Below are 16,481 nucleotides of genomic sequence, written 5' to 3' on the forward strand. Positions count from 1 at the left end.
GAACGTAACGCGCAATTATGACACAAATCACAGTCTATGCCACCCTGGAACCTGAATGTATATCCAGTACTCGATGTAACCCTGGATGGTTTGCGGAATAAACTGGAAAGAATGCTTCAACCTTTTACATCCGTGGTACGAAGGCAACGTTTTGTGGTTATAATGACGCGAAGTGAATCCCTCACACCCCAAATTGTGGTTTCAACCACGACATACCTCATCAGGAGAATCCACATGGCCAGCAGAGGCGTAAACAAAGTCATTCTCATCGGTAACCTGGGTCAAGACCCGGAAGTTCGTTACATGCCTAACGGCGGTGCCGTTGCCAACATCACGCTGGCAACCTCCGAAAGCTGGCGTGACAAAGCCACCGGCGAGCAGAAAGAAAAGACTGAATGGCACCGCGTTGTGCTGTTTGGCAAATTAGCCGAAGTCGCAGGCGAATACCTGAAGAAAGGTTCACAGGTTTACATTGAAGGTGCGCTGCAAACCCGTAAATGGACCGATCAGGCTGGCGTTGAAAAATACACAACCGAAGTTGTCGTTAACATTGGCGGCACCATGCAGATGTTGGGTGGACGTGCCGGTGGTGGCGCACCTGCGGGTGGCGGTCAGCCAGCAGCGGGTGGCCAGTCAGGCAGTCAGCAAGGCGGTTGGGGTCAGCCTCAGCAGCCACAAGGTGGTAATCAGTTCAGCGGTGGCCAGCAGGCTCGTCCAGCTGCGCAAAACAACGCGCCAGCACAGAGCAACGAACCTCCGATGGATTTCGACGACGATATCCCGTTCTGATTGCTTCCCTCTGAGCATCAATGTCAGAAACACAAAAAGCCCCTCGCGGGGCTTTTTGTGTTTCTGGTGTGTCGCGACGCCCTACCAGACTGACTTATTGCGCCAGGTTGACCTCTTGTAAAGCCTCAGCCCGGAATTTTAGATCACAAACTTTGTCCCTTTCACTACAATTTGTGCAAACTGCAAATGATGCATAAACTCACGCAAAATCAACAATGTCGCGGCGAAGTCGTTACCGTTGGGGATGCCTTCGAAGCTCGCAGGGCGACCGCTGATCACCAGCGCCAGACGATCGAATGTGCGTTCGACGGCATCGACTGACAGCGGCATCGCTTCGTTTTCTGCCACGCCAGCCAAACGGGCGATGGCGCGAATATCATTGTCGTTGCTCACCAGTCTGGCGGCTGAGGGAATGTCATGACGGATGCGCATGATCTCATCCTCGACCACCATAATGGCCGTTTCCATTTCATCCGGTGTCGGCGGCGTGTGATGGAAATAGCCCAGCGAGGTCAGTTGGGAACCCAGCGTTAATAGCCGCTCTATCACGTCACCGTTTTCTTTGCGCACCGTCACCTTGGTCTCTTCGCTGCCAATATGTAATAAAACCGTTGATAGGGTCATCAGTATCTTTGCCTCGGGATGTGTCAGCGATCGTTCAACGTACTCCGGTTCATCTCGATTAGGCAATCCTCGCGCAATGCTCATTCAGGCTTTATCCTCAGGCGTACTGTGCTTCACCGTTGCCGAAGGACCAGTTCTCTTTCGGCACTTCGACCAGACTGATGAAAACATCTTCGAGACGCATGCCGGTGTGCTCGTGAAGGCCATAGGCAACCGAGTGATAAAAGGCTTTCTTCATCTCTTGCGTGCGGCCGCTGTTCAGCGTCACCTGTATCACAATGCAGTTCTGAGTACGCTCAATCCCGAGGTAGTCGGGCGAGATCATCATCTCTTCAGGCGTGTGCTCAGCAAAAATAATAAAACGGTCATTTTCCGGCGCCTTAAGGTGGCTTATCAATGCGTTATAAATCACGTCACCGATAGCTTTGCGGAAGGTGCCGGGTTTGCCTTCAATCATATCAACACGAACTAATGGCATGGTACGTCCTTAAAAGAGTACTTAATGAATGCGAAAGAGTGCGCGTCTTCGTTGCGGCGCGTTGCCTGTCAGGTATGAACAGTTCACGGAGTAAAGTCTAGCTGAATTTTCCCCGCTCTCGCATTCTGACTCAATTCAGCATGGTTTCGGTTTGATGAAACATGCTCAGCCCGGCTTTTCTGGCGAACATGACCCGATTATCCAGCAGGATCACCGCAAGGTACGCAACCTATTGCGAGGGTGTGGGTATTGCCCTGCGGTGATTTTTATTGCAGGGAGCTCCGAAGTTATGTGTCGCTATCTGGTCGCAAAAAAATGGCGCAGAATGATGAATTCTGCGCCGTCTCGCTGCGTGGCATCAATCTCTCACGGTAACGTGCTTATTTGAAATCTACCATCATCAATTCTGAAATAGACTGGCCACGTGTTGTCGTGACGCATTTATCAATATAACTTCTGAATGGAGCAGGTTTAGGTATGCCCATATCCATTAAGCGCTGATTATCAAATTTGACATCTAATTCGGCAAACCCACCATACAATTTAATAGCACGTAAGATAATCTTATCATTACATGGCCCCAGAATATTTTTGAACTGTTTTCTGATGCCGGTGAAGTCTTGATAGGAGGTTTGCTTGTACTCGTCAATAATTGTTTTAGTATTACTGGCTTTAGCAACAAAGGTATCTATTTCATGGAATGGCGTACACATCTCTTCACCGGAAGAAATATGATAGAAGTCATGCTGAATATCCTGGTTTAGGCATAAGTTCACTAATACCATTGCACAATAATCCACAGGAATAACATCGATATTCGCATCGAAAGTGCAGGTGAATTTCTTCAGTTTGATTGCCATTAGGAATACCCAGAAAATACTGCTGGATGGGCGGCAACCGAATTGTGTATGACCGACGATGATAGAAGGTCGTGCAACCACAAATGGCATCAGCGGACATTCCTGACGAATCAGCTTTTCTATCGCGCGTTTGGATGCAGTGTACTGCACCAGATCTTCATTGTGGTCATTATCGGGCATATCTTCATAGAACACGCTGCCTTTATCAGGCATTGAGGCCATAGCCGTACCGACGTGCACAAAACGTTGTAGGCCTTTTACCCGTGCCATTCGTTTCGCAAAGATCAGTGTGCCATCAACGTTAACTTTCCACAGCACGGGATTGTTGCCAAATGACGCGATGGCAGCGCAGTTGATAACCTGTGTAATATTATCCAGGCGCGTGTCATTAATGAAATTTTCTGGTTCAGCAAGATCGCCAATTAAAATAGAATCTTCGGTGATCAAGGCAAGCTGCTGTTCACTTAATTCAAATTTCTTCAGGTTATTAATGATTCGGCTAAAACCTGCCGCTTTATCGTCTGCCCTGACTAATAAGAGTAATTGAACATTGTCTACTAAAGGTTGGCGAAGAATATGTTCAACCACAGCGCCGCCGACAAAACCGGATGCGCCGGTAATTAAAATATTTGGCATGACGATTACCTGTAACGAGAAAGTCCCGGGACAGTATCACTGTAATTATAAACCGCATGTATACCAAATCAGATGATAAATAAACAGAGGTTAAACGAGATTGAGTGACAAATGTCGAAAGTGATGAAAATATGGAGGAATAAATATAATAAGTACCACATTTTTACACCTGGTAATAATGAGTATTTATTAATTATATAAAAATGGCGTCAGGTGTAGACGCTGCTTAAATTAGCAGGCTTAGGAATAATTTTATGGTGCTTATGTGCGCTTTATCTGCGTGAGTGAAGTACAGCGGTCAAATCCTCTTTGTCTGCTTGCGGTGGTTTTTTGTTAGGCTGAGTCTCAGAGATCTGTTTTGGGTGTGGCATAATCACGCCGCTTTGTGCAGGAAGTAGGCACTGCTTCTGCATTAAGATAAACTGATGGGTAAAACAGGTGCGCACAAAAAATGAGAGCGCACGGAGTGTTACAGTAAGCGTAGCGGATGCCGATAAATGGATGAGATCAGGAGTCTTCATCGAAGTTCCTGAAGGGAATATTGAGCTGGTGATTCCCTCGCGCGCGTAAATAAGGTACAAGGCTGCATGAAAATCCCAAATAGAATCCAACCTCTGGTGGATGACGGCCTGATAGACGATGTGGTCCGTCGACTAAAAAGCGGCAAAGAGGCCGACGTTTACACCGTGTTATGCGGTGGAGAGATCCGTTGCGCCAAGGTTTACAAAGAAGCCAGCCAGCGCAGTTTCAAACAGGCGGTGCAGTACCAGGAAGGGCGTAAGGTCCGCAACACTCGCAACGCGCGTGCAATGCAAAAGGGCTCGAAGTTCGGTAAGAAGCAGCAGGAAGAGACCTGGCAAACCGCTGAAGTGGATGCACTCTTTCGCCTGGCCAATGCCGGTGTGCGCGTTCCACAGCCTTATATTTGCCTTGATGGCGTGTTGTTGATGGAACTGATCACCGATGCCGAGGGACTGGTAGCGCCGCGTCTGAGCGACGTTATGCTGACGAAGGAAGAGGCGATAGACGACCATGGCACCATGATCCGCAATATTGTGCGTATGCTGTGTGCCGGCGTCGTGCATGGGGACTTATCCGAGTTCAACGTGTTGATGGATGCTAATGGGCCGGTGATCATCGATTTACCGCAAGCTGTCGATGCTTCCGCCAATAACCATGCGGAATCGATGTTCGAACGTGACGTGAACAATATGCGCAGTTACTACGGTCAGTTCGCGCCTGAACTGTTGGAAACGCGTTTTGCCAAAGAGATCTGGGCACTGTATGAAGATGGCAAACTGACGCCGGAAAGCGTACTGACCGGCGAGTTTGCTGAAGACACGTCGAAAGCAGACGTGGGTTCACTGCTGGATGAGATCATCGCCGCAGAAGATGAGTACTATGACCGTCAGCGTGCGTTAAAGGAACGTGACTTCAACGACTGACGTGGCGATAAACGCCGGTTGTGGTCCGAAAGGGCTAGTCGCGCATGACTGAATTGCGGCCACAAAAACCGGCGTTCTGCAAAATATGCTGCCCTGCTTCTGACAGAATAAATGCCGCCAGCGGCTTAGCGTCATCAGTGCAAGTTGCCAGCGCATAATTGGCGCGCTGATTGTAATCCGCCGGGATGTTGAATACTTCCAGCGCATCATTTTCCCGCAGCAGAGTCGCATAACTGGTATAGCCGATAAACACGTCGGCTTGTCCGGTACAAATCAGCCATTCTGCCGCCGGTTTACCCTCCGGCACCTTCGCCGATGTTTTACCGCCCACCAAACGCAACGCTTTATTCCGTAATGTCGCTCCAGCATCAGGATGACGTCGTTCAATCAACTCGAACATCTGCCAGGTATAATCACCGCAAGGATCACTTCGTGGGGTTGATGTTGCGAGCCGAAAACGCGGGTCGAGCAGAACGCTCAGCCAGTTCAACTTCTCCAGTTCCGGCCCTTTGCGCGCTGTCACACACAGGCTGTTTCCGCAAAATTTTTCCACGGACAGGGCTTTACCCTGTTGTTGCAGTGCCAGCGGATGCGCCGTGTTAGCCGAAGCAAACAGATCGACTTTTTCACCCTGTTCGATACGTTCACGCAGCAACCCAGCGGGACCGAACTCGGTTAAAATTTTGCAGCCTGTTTCTTTCTGGAAAGCCTCACACAACGGTGTCCACGCTTGACGTAAACTGCCTGCTGCCAGTACTTTTATCGAATTAGTCATCATTACTCCTGGTCGCCACGACGCCTCACCTTTGTAGCGTCAGGGGTGAGGCAAACACCCTGTACGCATCATCTCCTACTGACCAATATAATGAGTATGGTAGAAGCGCTGATAGTAATCATCGGCCTGTTTTTGCATATTGATGTCAGTAAACTTTTGCGGATAAAGCTTTTTCGCCATCCATAATTCGCCGATCGCCAGCGCTTCCGGCATTGGATAGCCCCAGGCTTTGGCGTATTCCGGCATCAGATAAACGCGGTGATGTTTTACAGCGTCGATCGTCTGCCACTTTGGATCCTGGTTAATGCGATCCACGACGTCCGGATAACGGTCCTGCACAAAGATCACCTGCGGATCCCAGGCGATCACCTGCTCCAGTGCCACCTTTTTAAAGCCTTTTACGGTTGCTGCCGCCACGTTTATTGCGCCAGCGTGCGCCATCATCAGACCGGTGTATTTACCTGAACCATAGGTGGTCAGTTCCGGATTGGCCATGTATGCGCGGATGCGCTGATCCGCTGGAATGTCTTTCAATCGCTGACTCACCCATTGGCGTTGCGAAAAAGTATAGTTGATCAATGCCTGCGCCTGCTTTTGACGGTTTACCACTTCACCAATCAGTCTGATACCCTTTTTTAGTCCGTCATCGTAAGCTTTATCTTCATGAGTCAGTGTCGGGTTGAGTTTTTCCGCCTGATCTTTAGCATCTTCACGTAGGGAGATGGCGATGACGGCGATACCCGTCTGGCTTATCTGATCAATCATCTCCTGCGGCGCATAGTGAGTAACGAACACCACCTGCGGATGCAACGCAACCAGACTTTCCAGATTGACGCTGGTCAGGTCACCGACTTGCGCTTTATTTTCCAGCGAAGGTGCCAGACGAGCATAACCCTCGCCGAGCTGTTTTTTCCAGTTGTTCAGCACGCCGACGATGTCGTCCGTGGCATCGAGCTGTACCAGCAGATTGAGGGTCTGATGTTGCAGTACCACTACGCGGTCGACTTTATCGGGAATGGTGACCTGGCGGCCAAGCTGGTCAGTGACCTGCCGGGAAGCCCATGACGACACGGGAGCAAAACTCAGCGTAATGCCGAGCAGAAAAACGGAAGGGAAAATGTGCACGATAAAAATCCTCTGATTCGCTATGCAAAGGATTATATAACGATACACTTCAGCATCAAGTGACTAGAATTAAACTGTTTTTTAAACGGCAGATCACTTAGGTGCTACACGTCGCATCCGCACTGCCCAGCGGCTGAAAGTCAGGTGATTAAGAAATAATTATCCAACCGATATAGAGCTTTTTGGACTGTTTTGGCAAGCTTTCAGAAATCAATGAGGAGAACGTTATGTTAATAATCGCGCCACTGGATCCTTTCACTGCGAGCTTTGACTCATTACTGGAAGAGAGCAAGCTGGAGGGACAGCGAATGTTGGTGCGCTTACGTGACAACTGGCATTCGGGGGTGAATCGCTTCGCTTTGCCTGGAGAGAGGCTTAATGGCGTTTTTTGTCTGGATGACCATCATCAACGGCGGTTGGTTGCTACCGGCGGGCGTAATATTGATCCCTACAGTCATCAACAGCGTGCTGGTCGTATCCGTCATTTGTATGTTACCCATGCTTTGCGTCGGCAGGGGATCGGGCAGTTATTGATGGCGCACCTGATCGACGGTGCATCCCTTTATTTCAATTACCTGAATACCCATGCGCCGCAAGCCGCTTACGCCTTCTACCAACGTCTTGGTTTTGAACCGGTAAGTGGGGATGAGAGTGTTACCCACCGTTTAATGTTTTGAATGTTGCCTTGTCATTTCAGTGACATGATTAGGTAGCAGACTGCTTTAGCGAATTTTCAAAACAGGAAAAATTGATGACCAACAATGATATGTCCAGCCGTCTGGTGAAGGCCAGTCAGATTGCCGCGCAGGCTGCCGAACTTGCGCTGAGTTATTTTAATCGCCGTGATGGTATCCAGGTCAGCAGTAAAAAGGTGCAGGACTTTGTTTCGCAGGCCGATGTGGCCGTCGAGCAGTTTATTCGCGCTCAGCTGGCAAAACATTTCCCGCATGATGGCATCATTGGCGAAGAGATGGGTGGGGTGTTAACGGATGCGGCATGCTGGGTTATTGACCCTATTGACGGTACCTCTAATTTCCTGCGCGGCTCGCCGCTGTGGGGCGTTTCCCTCGGGCTGGTGGAGCATAAAAAACCGGTGATTGGCGTGGTCGCTTTGCCGGTGCTCAATGAACAGTTTGCTGCCGAAAGTGGCAAAGGGATTTTTCGCAACGGGCAGCCTTTCGTGCGCGATGGCCGCTTTGGTGACGTGCGGATTGTGTCGCTGGGTGACAGTTCAGATGACAAACTCGATGAAGCCGCGCAATTTTATCAGGGACTGCGTGCCGCTGACTGGTCAGTACAATGTTACCGCTGTACCACGGTCGGTATGGTGTTCGCCGCAAAAGGGATTACTGACGGCCACCTGCAGCGACGCACCACTCTGTGGGATATTGCTGGTGGCGCGGTGCTCTGTCAGGAAGCGGGGCTGGAAACCGTGGTCAGTTTTGGTTCGGAAAATATTCGAGATTTGGCGGTAGCGGCGGGAACGCCAGGATTGATGGCAATCGTTAGACCGCTTTGGGATTTACAGCCAAGGTAAATCGGTTGGGTGTTGACATGATTTTAGTGTGGATGACGTTATACGTTCACCCATTAAGTAACATTCTGAATTCGTCTGGCAACCTTAAAATTACATCAATAATATCAATGATTAACAAAATGAAATATTATTTCATTTTTTTGTAAAGTTATCCAGGTTATTGCCGTTATCTCTATTTCCTGTCACTCACTTTGTTGTGTCCTGATGAAAAAAATAACCAATCTCTCTGTTCTTGCCCGCTTGTTGGGGGCATTTGCAATCGTTCTTACCCTAATGCTGGTTCTGGCTGCGATGTCGGCATGGCAGTTGAGAAATATTAATCAGCAGATTGAAGACTACCGGGCGTACCGCCTGCCGGGCGTTCAATATCCGCTCGTGATGCGCGGCACACTGGCAGAGTTGCGGCTACAACAAGTGCAATACATCGCCTCACCAGAGGGGGCGCCGCGTGACGGTCATCGGGTTGAAATCATGCAGGCTGTCGCCAATTTCAAAGCGGCTGAAAACGCCTACAAAAATCTGAACAGCGGTGGCAGTCAGTCGGACTTGCTTAAGCAAATTATCCATAACTTTGAGCAGTTCTCACTGGCGAACGATCAGGTGATTGCCGCGATGGGACGCAATGATATTGAGCAAGCCACTCAAATCAGCGGTGACAACTCGCGAAAATATCGCACACAACTGATGGCCGACCTCGCCATGCTGGTAAAAAATGAAATCAGCAACAGCGAGCAGGTCGCTGTGCAGGCCCGCAGTCATTACCATACCGCCAGCTTGCTATTCCTGGTGCTGGTGGTGTTTGCTTTGGTGCTGTCGGTCGCGATGGCATTGCTGCTGGCGCGTAATCTGAACCGGCAACTGGGGGGGGAACCGGCTTATGCGGCGGGGATCATGCAAGAAATTGCGTCGGGAAATCTGGCCACAAAAATTATTCTTAAGCCCGGTGATAACGGCAGTTTACTGGCATCACTGAGCAGCATGAGTCAGCAACTAAACCAGACCATTCATCAAATTATGAGCGGTAGCGAGTCGATCAATCATGCCGCACGCGAAATTGCGCAAGGCAATATTGATTTATCGCAGCGTACCGAGGAGCAGGCGGCGTCGCTGGTACAAACCAGCGCGAATATGCAGAACCTGACCACCACCGTCAGCCATAACGCGGAGAATGCGCGTGAGGCCAGCCAGTTGGCACATGCGACGTCGCAGACGGCATTGCAGGGCGGCACCATTGTCAGCGGTATGCAGGCGCATATGCGTGATGTTTCCGGCAGTTCGAAGGAGATCATCAACATCATCAGCGTGATTGAAGGTATTGCATTCCAGACCAACCTTTTGGCGCTGAATGCGGCGGTGGAAGCTGCACGGGCGGGCACTCAGGGTAAAGGGTTCGCGGTGGTCGCTAGCGAGGTCCGCGTACTGGCGCAAAAAAGCGGACAGGCGGCGAAAGAGATTAAAAATCTGATCCACGGCACCGTCAACCAAATCGCTGAAGGTTCGCAGCAAGCCGATCGTGCCAGCCAGGCGATGAACGAGATTGTCAGCTCGGTTAATAAGGTCGCGGGGATCGTCAGTGAAATTTCCACGGCCAGCACTGAGCAACATACGGGAATTCATGAAGTCGGGATTGCGGTAGAACAGATGGATCAGGTGACGCAGCAAAACGCCGCGCTGGTGGAGCAGGCCGCCGCCGCCGCGCAATCACTGACCGAACAAAGTGTCGAGTTGCGCAATGCTGTGCGATTTTTCCGCATAGCTGCAGAGTAAGGTCATCGCCTGCTGAGTGTTATTGCGTGAGGTTTGGCAATCAGAAGCGAGCATGGCAAGGATGAAGGAAAATAAAATAAGCACCTCGTTGTATTCACTGGAAAGGAGGCAAGACCCGACACAGTGAAGTACGTATACACGGCTAATTACAGCACAGTGATGATGGCCTTTATGAAAAATAAAGGCCATGCATTCGTCGCTCCGTATTAAATTAATTTAAGTTTAATGCGAGGCTGGATTTAAATGAAACGAACTGCCTTGTGTTGTTACAGCATAATAAAAGTAGGCTTTTTATTGGTGTAATTACAGCCCCGCTCATATCGACTATAGTTACTGATAAATCAACCTTATCAGTTAGGAGCAGAATGCATGATCACGGTTCATCATTTAAATAACTCACGCTCACAGAGAATTCTGTGGATGTTGGAAGAGTTGGACGTTCCGTACCAAATACAACGATATCAACGTGATGAAAAGACCATGCTGGCACCAGACGCGTTGAAGAGCGTGCACCCCTTGGGGAAATCTCCCATTCTGGTGGATAACGATCTGACGCTCGCTGAGTCAGGTGCCATTATCGAGTATCTGCAAGAAGCCTATGATGCACAAGGCAACCTGAAACCTACGGATCATTTTGCAAGACAGGCATACCGTTATTGGCTGCACTATGCCGAAGGGTCGCTGATGCCAATTTTGGTGATGAAGTTAATCTTTGGACGTCTCGGTAAACCGCCGATGCCCTGGCTTATTCGTCCAATTGCCGGAGCCATTGGTAAAGGCGTACAGCAGAATTATTTGGATAAGCAACTGGCCACTCATGGTACTTATCTCGAAAAGCATCTTGCAGACAGTGCCTGGTTTGCGGGCAGCGATTTTAGCGCGGCGGATATTCAAATGAGTTTCCCGATTGAGGCGATGGTGTCTCGCGGTGGGCTGGACAAATATCCGCATGTCAGTCGTTGGCTTGCGACCATTCAGGCGCGACCAGCCTATCAGAAAGCGCTGGAACAAGGCGGGCCTTACCATATCGGGAGTTAACGGATATGTTGGTCATACTTCAAGTTGAAGAGAGGTTGGCCATGTTTCCTCACCTCAATAGGATCTTTTGATTCTATATATTATGTTTTGCTGACGTTTTTAGGTTGTAAGGCGTTCCGGTGAAACATAAGTGAAACCTATTATCCCTTCGGCGGTGTTTCTCTATTATTGGCATTATGTCGAAGGTCATTCCGACGTGTTTATTGAATACGGCGTTTAATTCGCACCATTTTGTTTAAATCCTCCCTGAACGCCAATTTTTTCGCCTGCCCGTATTGCCTGAATATCAGGCAAAATAACGTTATACATAACCCGATTATCAGGCAAAACACCAAAAAGAATGGGTTTGCGCAAATTACTGGACGATATGCATTTTTAATCAACAAATAAGACCAATTTGTCGCGAACAGGAGTTGAAAAGAGAGGGTTAATGGCCGGATAATCGTTTGCTTTGCAGTACCGTGGTATTTATTTCTGCCTTACGCGATGAGAGTTAAACGTTTGCCTTGGTTTTGCGCGTCGGTTCTGCCGGTTTCTCGGCACGCATTTCACTGGGTAGGGAAGTGAACGTGACGAAACGGTTTCGTAATGACCACGCAGGCTTTTCAGCAAGACACTTCAGAGGGTTGCACATGTCTAGTCAACACAACCAAACGGGCAGTACTGCTGCGCGAACGGGTTCGCTTGATGCTTTTTTTAAAATCTCTGCACGCGGCAGCAATGTCCGTCAGGAGGTCATTGCCGGTCTGACGACGTTCCTGGCGATGGTTTATTCCGTTATTGTTGTTCCGGCCATGTTGGGGAAAGCGGGTTTTTCACCGAGCGCCGTTTTTGTCTCAACCTGTCTGGTGGCAGGCTTCGGTTCTTTATTAATGGGACTGTGGGCTAACCTGCCGCTGGCAATTGGCTGTGCTATCTCACTGACGGCGTTTACCGCTTTCAGTCTGGTATTGGGCCAGCACATCAGCGTACCCGTTGCTCTGGGTGCGGTCTTCCTGATGGGGGTGCTGTTTACCATCATCTCCGTAACCGGTATCCGCTCGTGGATATTACGCAATCTACCAATGGGCGTTGCGCACGGGACCGGCATTGGTATCGGCCTGTTCTTGTTGCTTATCGCGGCCAACGGTGTCGGGCTGGTGATCAAAAACCCTCTCGACGGCTTGCCGGTGACGCTTGGCGCGTTCACCTCTTTCCCGGTGATTATGACCTTACTCGGTTTGTCGGTGATCTTCGGTCTTGAAAAACTGCGCGTTCCTGGCGGTATTCTGCTGGTGATTATTGCGATCTCCATCATCGGCCTGATTTTTGATCCCGCGGTGAAGTATCAGGGGTTGTTCGCCATGCCGTCGTTGTCTGACGCGAGTGGACATTCTGTTCTGTTTAATCTCGACATCATGGGCGCGCTCAAACTGGCTGTGCTGCCAAGCGTGCTGGCGCTGGTCATGACGGCGGTGTTTGACGCGACTGGCACGATCCGCGCGGTTGCCGGGCAAGCTAACTTGCTCGATAAAGAGGGTCAGATCATCAGCGGGGGTAAAGCGCTGACATCAGACTCCCTCAGTAGCATATTTGCGGGTTTGGTCGGTGCTTCGCCAGCGGCGGTGTATATCGAATCGGCGGCGGGTACAGCGGCAGGAGGCAAAACCGGCCTGACGGCAACGGTAGTTGGTGTACTGTTCCTGTTGATGCTTTTCTTGTCACCGCTCTCTTATCTGGTTCCGGCTTATGCTACGGCACCGGCGCTGATGTATGTTGGATTGTTGATGTTAAGCAACGTCACGAAACTGGATTTTGATGACTTTGTTGATGCCATGTCTGGACTGCTGTGTGCCGTCTTTATTGTGCTGACCTGCAATATTGTGACCGGTATTATGTTGGGCTTTAGCGCACTGGTTATCGGCCGTATCTTCTCTGGCGAATGGCGTAAGCTTAATGTCGGCACGGTGATCATCGCGGTGGCGTTAGTGGCGTTCTACGCGGGTGGATGGGCCATTTAAGATTTTTTAGGGCGAAAAAATGTAACGCCCTTTAAGGGCAAGGGCGGGTTTCGGGTTGCGGTCTGAACCCGCTTTTTAAATTCAAGGTCAAAACCTTGGGTTGCCACCCAAACCGGCCTTAAGAGGCGCCTATCGCCACGCCTCTTAAGAATCTCCGGCTCTTTTAAAAACAGCAGCTGCGCTGGTCACAATGGCCGTGTTTCAGGTGCCGCTATTATCGCCGCAAAATGCCGCCGCGTTGCGGTTCCTTCACTTCGGGTTCCAACCCGCGTAAAAAAACACGCGGTTTTGCACCTCTCGTTCAGCGCCATTTTTGAATGCGGCCTCGACATCTTTAAAGACAAATAACGTGCCGATTTTGATTTTGAATTTAAAGAAGCGTCGGCCGTGTTCAAAATGTCACTGGCAAGTCGGTGGAGAGACAACATCTTTACCCCTGGCTCGAACCCGCAGCCGGGAAACCCGTCAGGGCTGACATTTTACGGCTATCGCTGTGGCACCTGAAACACGTCCATCCCGATTCAGCGAAAGCGCGCAGTGAGAAAACGCAGGATTCCAAAGGAGGTTCGTTTACACCTCCTTTGGGCCAGTTTGGGCGGCTAGCCCGAGGTCTTAAACTTGAATTTAAAAGCGGGTTTAAGCACGCTCTGATTTAACCCTCCCTCTTTTTTGATCTACTATTCCCATGGTATGTGTCGGACTCAGTTCGACTGGAATCATAAAAAAAAGAGTCTAAGGAAAGCATGGAAATCTTCTTTACTATTCTGATTTTGATTCTGGTGGTGTCGCTCTCAGGCATCGTGACCAGAATGTTGCCGTTTCAAGTTCCACTTCCTCTCATGCAAATCACCGTCGGGGCTTTGCTGGCCTGGCCGAATTTTGGCTTGCATGTGGATTTCGACCCGGAACTATTTTTAGTCCTCTTTATTCCTCCGCTACTGTTTGCCGATGGCTGGAAAACCCCAACCCGTGAATTTTTACACCACGGGCGTGAAATACTGGGGCTCGCGCTTGTGCTGGTGCTGCTCACGGTGGTCGGTATCGGTTATCTGATTTATATGATGGTGCCTGATATCCCACTGGTCGCCGCTTTTGCGTTGGCGGCGGTACTCTCTCCTACCGATGCTGTGGCGCTTGGCGGCATTGTCGGTAAAGGGCGCATTCCTAAATCGATCATGGGCGTGTTGGAAGGCGAGGCACTAATGAATGACGCGTCCGGCCTGGTGTCACTGAAATTTGCTATCGCGGTGGCCATGGGCACCATGATCTTTACCGTCGGTGGTGCTTCGGTTGAGTTTCTCAAAGTGGCTATTGGCGGTCTGATGGCTGGTGTGGCGGTGACTTGGCTGTACAGTAAATCGTTGCGCATTATGAGCCGCTGGAGCGGCGATGATCCCGCGACGCAAATCGTGTTTCTTCTGCTGTTACCCTTTGCCTCATATCTGATTGCCGAACATATCGGTGTGTCAGGCATTCTGGCTGCCGTGGCTGCCGGTATGACCATCAGCCAGTCCGGTATTATCCGTAATGCACCACTGGCGATGCGCCTGCGTGCCAACAGCGTATGGTCGATGCTGGAGTTTGTATTTAACGGCATGGTGTTCATTCTGCTTGGTCTTCAATTGCCGGGTATTCTTGAGAATTCGCTCGTTCAGGCTACGCATGATCCTTCGATTGTCACCTGGCACCTATTTGCGGATGTCGGCATTATTTACTTTGCGCTGTTGCTGCTGCGTTTTGTCTGGCTGTGGGTGATGAAAAACATCAGTAACCGTTTCATGAAAAAGAAACCGTTACTGTTTGGCAGCTACAGTACTCGTGAATTGTGGGTCGCCTCGTTCGCTGGGGTGCGCGGAGCAATAACCCTGGCGGGTGTGCTCTCTATTCCCTTATTCCTGACCGATGGCAGCGCTTTTCCGTCGCGTTACCAACTGGTGTTTCTTGCGACCGGTGTGATCCTGTTCTCACTGATTGCCGGCGTGATTGCCCTGCCATTCCTGCTCAAAGGCGTAGTGGTCGCCGACGGTTCGACCTTCCGAAAAGAGGAGCGCATGGCGAAGTCGATTGCTGCCGAAGTGGCGATTGAAAGCCTGCATAAAATGGAGGAACGACTCGCGGCGGATGCTGAAGAGAATATCGACGAGCAGACGCTAAAGGAGATCAGCTCACGGGTGATAGGGACATTGCGGCGGCGAACGGCCAATAAAGATGATATAGAAGCCGCGCTGAAGCTGGAAAACCTCGAGCGCCGCTTCCGCCTCACGGCCCTACGTGCGGAGCGTGGTGAGTATTATCACCTGCGCGCTACTCAGAAAATCAGTAACGAAACCTTGCAAAAACTGCTGCATGACCTCGATTTACTTGAAGCGTTGTTGGCAGAGAAGGAAGTCTGATCGTCTTTCCTCATACCACGGGTGCGCTATATGGCGTGCGCACCTTCTTCTCCTTCCTGCTGCCAGTACTCTCTGCAAAGTGCAATCCATGCCTGGGCACAGTGTGATAAATAGCTCCCCTGATGCCAGATAAGGCCCAGTTGCCAGGGCATAGCGGGTTCCAGCGGGATCCACATCAGGCTGTGTTTATCCAACTGCCGGCAGATAGGTTCTGGCAAAATAGCGATGCCCATACCGGTTTGTACCATAGCAGCGAGGAAATCCCACTGACCACTGCGGGCGGCGATTTTTGGCGTAAATCCATGGGTGCTGAAGGCGTCCATCAACATGCGGTAGAGCGCAAAATCTTCGTTATAAATCAAGATGCTTTCACTAGCCAGTTCGGCAATCGGGACTCTGGTGCGGTTTAGCCATTTCTCGTTGCGTGGTACCACGACGCACAGCGGGTGACTGAAGAGCGGCAACGACGTTATTGAGGTGACGGCGTCGGCGGGCAGGGCGGTCAGTGCCAGGTCTAGTTCACCGGAGATCACCGCCTGTTGCACCGTCAGACCCCCAAACTCTGAGATGATCAACTCAATCCCGGGATAGTGTTGGCGAAATTTGCCGATCAGCGGTGCTATTTGTGTCCCTACCATTGGTGGGATCCCCAGCCGCAGTCGCCCACGTTTCGCCGAGTTGATGTCCTCCAGTTCGGCTTCGAGTTGACGGAACTCTTCCAAAATATGCAGGCCGCGCTGATACACCGCCTGCCCGCTGTCGGTCAGACGCAGGCGACGCCCTTCTCTGACGATCAGTGTGCATTCCAGTTCGTCTTCCAGATGACGCAGCATTTTGCTGATGGTCGGCTGAGTGACAAACAGTTTTTCCGCAGCGCGGGTAAAGCTTTGCTGGCGGACCACTTCGACGAAATAACGTAGTGTGCGGACATCCATTATTGAGTATTCCATTTTGGAATCATTGGGATGATTTTAATTCATTTCTTTACCGGTTTCCTGACAGCATATAATTCAG

The 16,481-nt window shown here is 50.4% G+C and carries 14 protein-coding genes; 8 read left to right on the top strand and 6 right to left on the bottom strand.

Annotated elements, in window-relative coordinates:
• The first annotated feature begins 234 nt into the window (after positions 1-234).
• A complete protein-coding gene (locus IEV89_RS18500; protein ID WP_188474995.1) occupies positions 235-789 on the top strand; it encodes a single-stranded DNA-binding protein in 555 nt (184 codons plus the stop codon).
• Positions 790-927: 138 nt separating this feature from the next.
• Here IEV89_RS18500 and IEV89_RS18505 read toward each other — a convergent pair whose 3' ends face one another.
• From IEV89_RS18505 to IEV89_RS18515, 3 genes are all read right to left on the bottom strand, one after another.
• The gene (locus IEV89_RS18505) at positions 928-1,497 is read right to left on the bottom strand and encodes a hypothetical protein (protein WP_229746529.1); all 570 of its coding nucleotides are present in this window, start codon (positions 1,495-1,497) and stop codon (positions 928-930) included.
• A gap of 13 nt (positions 1,498-1,510) precedes the next feature.
• Positions 1,511-1,891 carry a tautomerase family protein gene (locus tag IEV89_RS18510; RefSeq protein ID WP_188474996.1) on the bottom strand — a complete coding sequence of 127 codons (381 nt, stop codon included), beginning with the start codon at positions 1,889-1,891 and terminating at the stop codon, positions 1,511-1,513.
• Between the two features lie 380 nt (positions 1,892-2,271).
• Complete coding sequence (locus IEV89_RS18515; protein WP_188474997.1) at positions 2,272-3,387, bottom strand: SDR family oxidoreductase; 1,116 nt, start codon at positions 3,385-3,387, stop codon at positions 2,272-2,274.
• Between the two features lie 587 nt (positions 3,388-3,974).
• Between IEV89_RS18515 and IEV89_RS18520 the strand changes: the two genes are divergently transcribed.
• Complete coding sequence (locus IEV89_RS18520; RefSeq protein ID WP_188474998.1) at positions 3,975-4,832, top strand: PA4780 family RIO1-like protein kinase; 858 nt, start codon at positions 3,975-3,977, stop codon at positions 4,830-4,832.
• Between the two features lie 34 nt (positions 4,833-4,866).
• On the opposite strand, the gene IEV89_RS18525 is transcribed toward IEV89_RS18520, so the two are convergent.
• Together IEV89_RS18525 and IEV89_RS18530 are read right to left on the bottom strand one after the other, a co-directional pair.
• Positions 4,867-5,607, bottom strand: a complete 741-nt coding sequence (locus IEV89_RS18525) for a molybdate ABC transporter substrate-binding protein (RefSeq protein WP_188474999.1) — start codon at positions 5,605-5,607, stop codon at positions 4,867-4,869.
• Positions 5,608-5,682: 75 nt separating this feature from the next.
• The gene (locus IEV89_RS18530; protein ID WP_373283418.1) at positions 5,683-6,732 is read right to left on the bottom strand and encodes an ABC transporter substrate-binding protein; all 1,050 of its coding nucleotides are present in this window, start codon (positions 6,730-6,732) and stop codon (positions 5,683-5,685) included.
• 227 nt (positions 6,733-6,959) lie between these two features.
• On the opposite strand from IEV89_RS18530, the gene IEV89_RS18535 reads away from it, so the two are divergent.
• From IEV89_RS18535 to IEV89_RS18560, 6 genes are all read left to right on the top strand, one after another.
• Entirely contained in the window at positions 6,960-7,409 is a 450-nt protein-coding gene (locus IEV89_RS18535) for a GNAT family N-acetyltransferase (protein ID WP_188475000.1), read from the top strand.
• Between the two features lie 74 nt (positions 7,410-7,483).
• On the top strand, positions 7,484-8,269 hold the full coding sequence (locus IEV89_RS18540) for an inositol monophosphatase family protein (protein ID WP_188475001.1): 786 nt from the start codon (positions 7,484-7,486) through the stop codon (positions 8,267-8,269).
• Between the two features lie 204 nt (positions 8,270-8,473).
• On the top strand, positions 8,474-10,036 hold the full coding sequence (locus IEV89_RS18545) for a methyl-accepting chemotaxis protein (RefSeq protein WP_188475002.1): 1,563 nt from the start codon (positions 8,474-8,476) through the stop codon (positions 10,034-10,036).
• Between the two features lie 369 nt (positions 10,037-10,405).
• A complete protein-coding gene (locus IEV89_RS18550) occupies positions 10,406-11,074 on the top strand; it encodes a glutathione S-transferase family protein (RefSeq protein WP_188475003.1) in 669 nt (222 codons plus the stop codon).
• Positions 11,075-11,706: 632 nt separating this feature from the next.
• Positions 11,707-13,074, top strand: a complete 1,368-nt coding sequence (locus IEV89_RS18555) for an NCS2 family permease (RefSeq protein WP_188475004.1) — start codon at positions 11,707-11,709, stop codon at positions 13,072-13,074.
• Positions 13,075-13,817: 743 nt separating this feature from the next.
• The gene (locus IEV89_RS18560; protein ID WP_188475005.1) at positions 13,818-15,467 is read left to right on the top strand and encodes a Na+/H+ antiporter; all 1,650 of its coding nucleotides are present in this window, start codon (positions 13,818-13,820) and stop codon (positions 15,465-15,467) included.
• 26 nt (positions 15,468-15,493) lie between these two features.
• Here the strand turns inward: IEV89_RS18560 and IEV89_RS18565 are convergent, their stop codons facing one another.
• Positions 15,494-16,402 (bottom strand): LysR family transcriptional regulator, encoded by a 909-nt coding sequence (locus IEV89_RS18565; protein WP_188475086.1) that lies wholly within the window; start codon positions 16,400-16,402, stop codon positions 15,494-15,496.
• Positions 16,403-16,481 lie beyond the last annotated feature (79 nt).

It is taken from the genome of Hafnia psychrotolerans (genome assembly GCF_014639435.1).
Lineage (GTDB): Bacteria > Pseudomonadota > Gammaproteobacteria > Enterobacterales > Enterobacteriaceae > Ewingella > Ewingella psychrotolerans.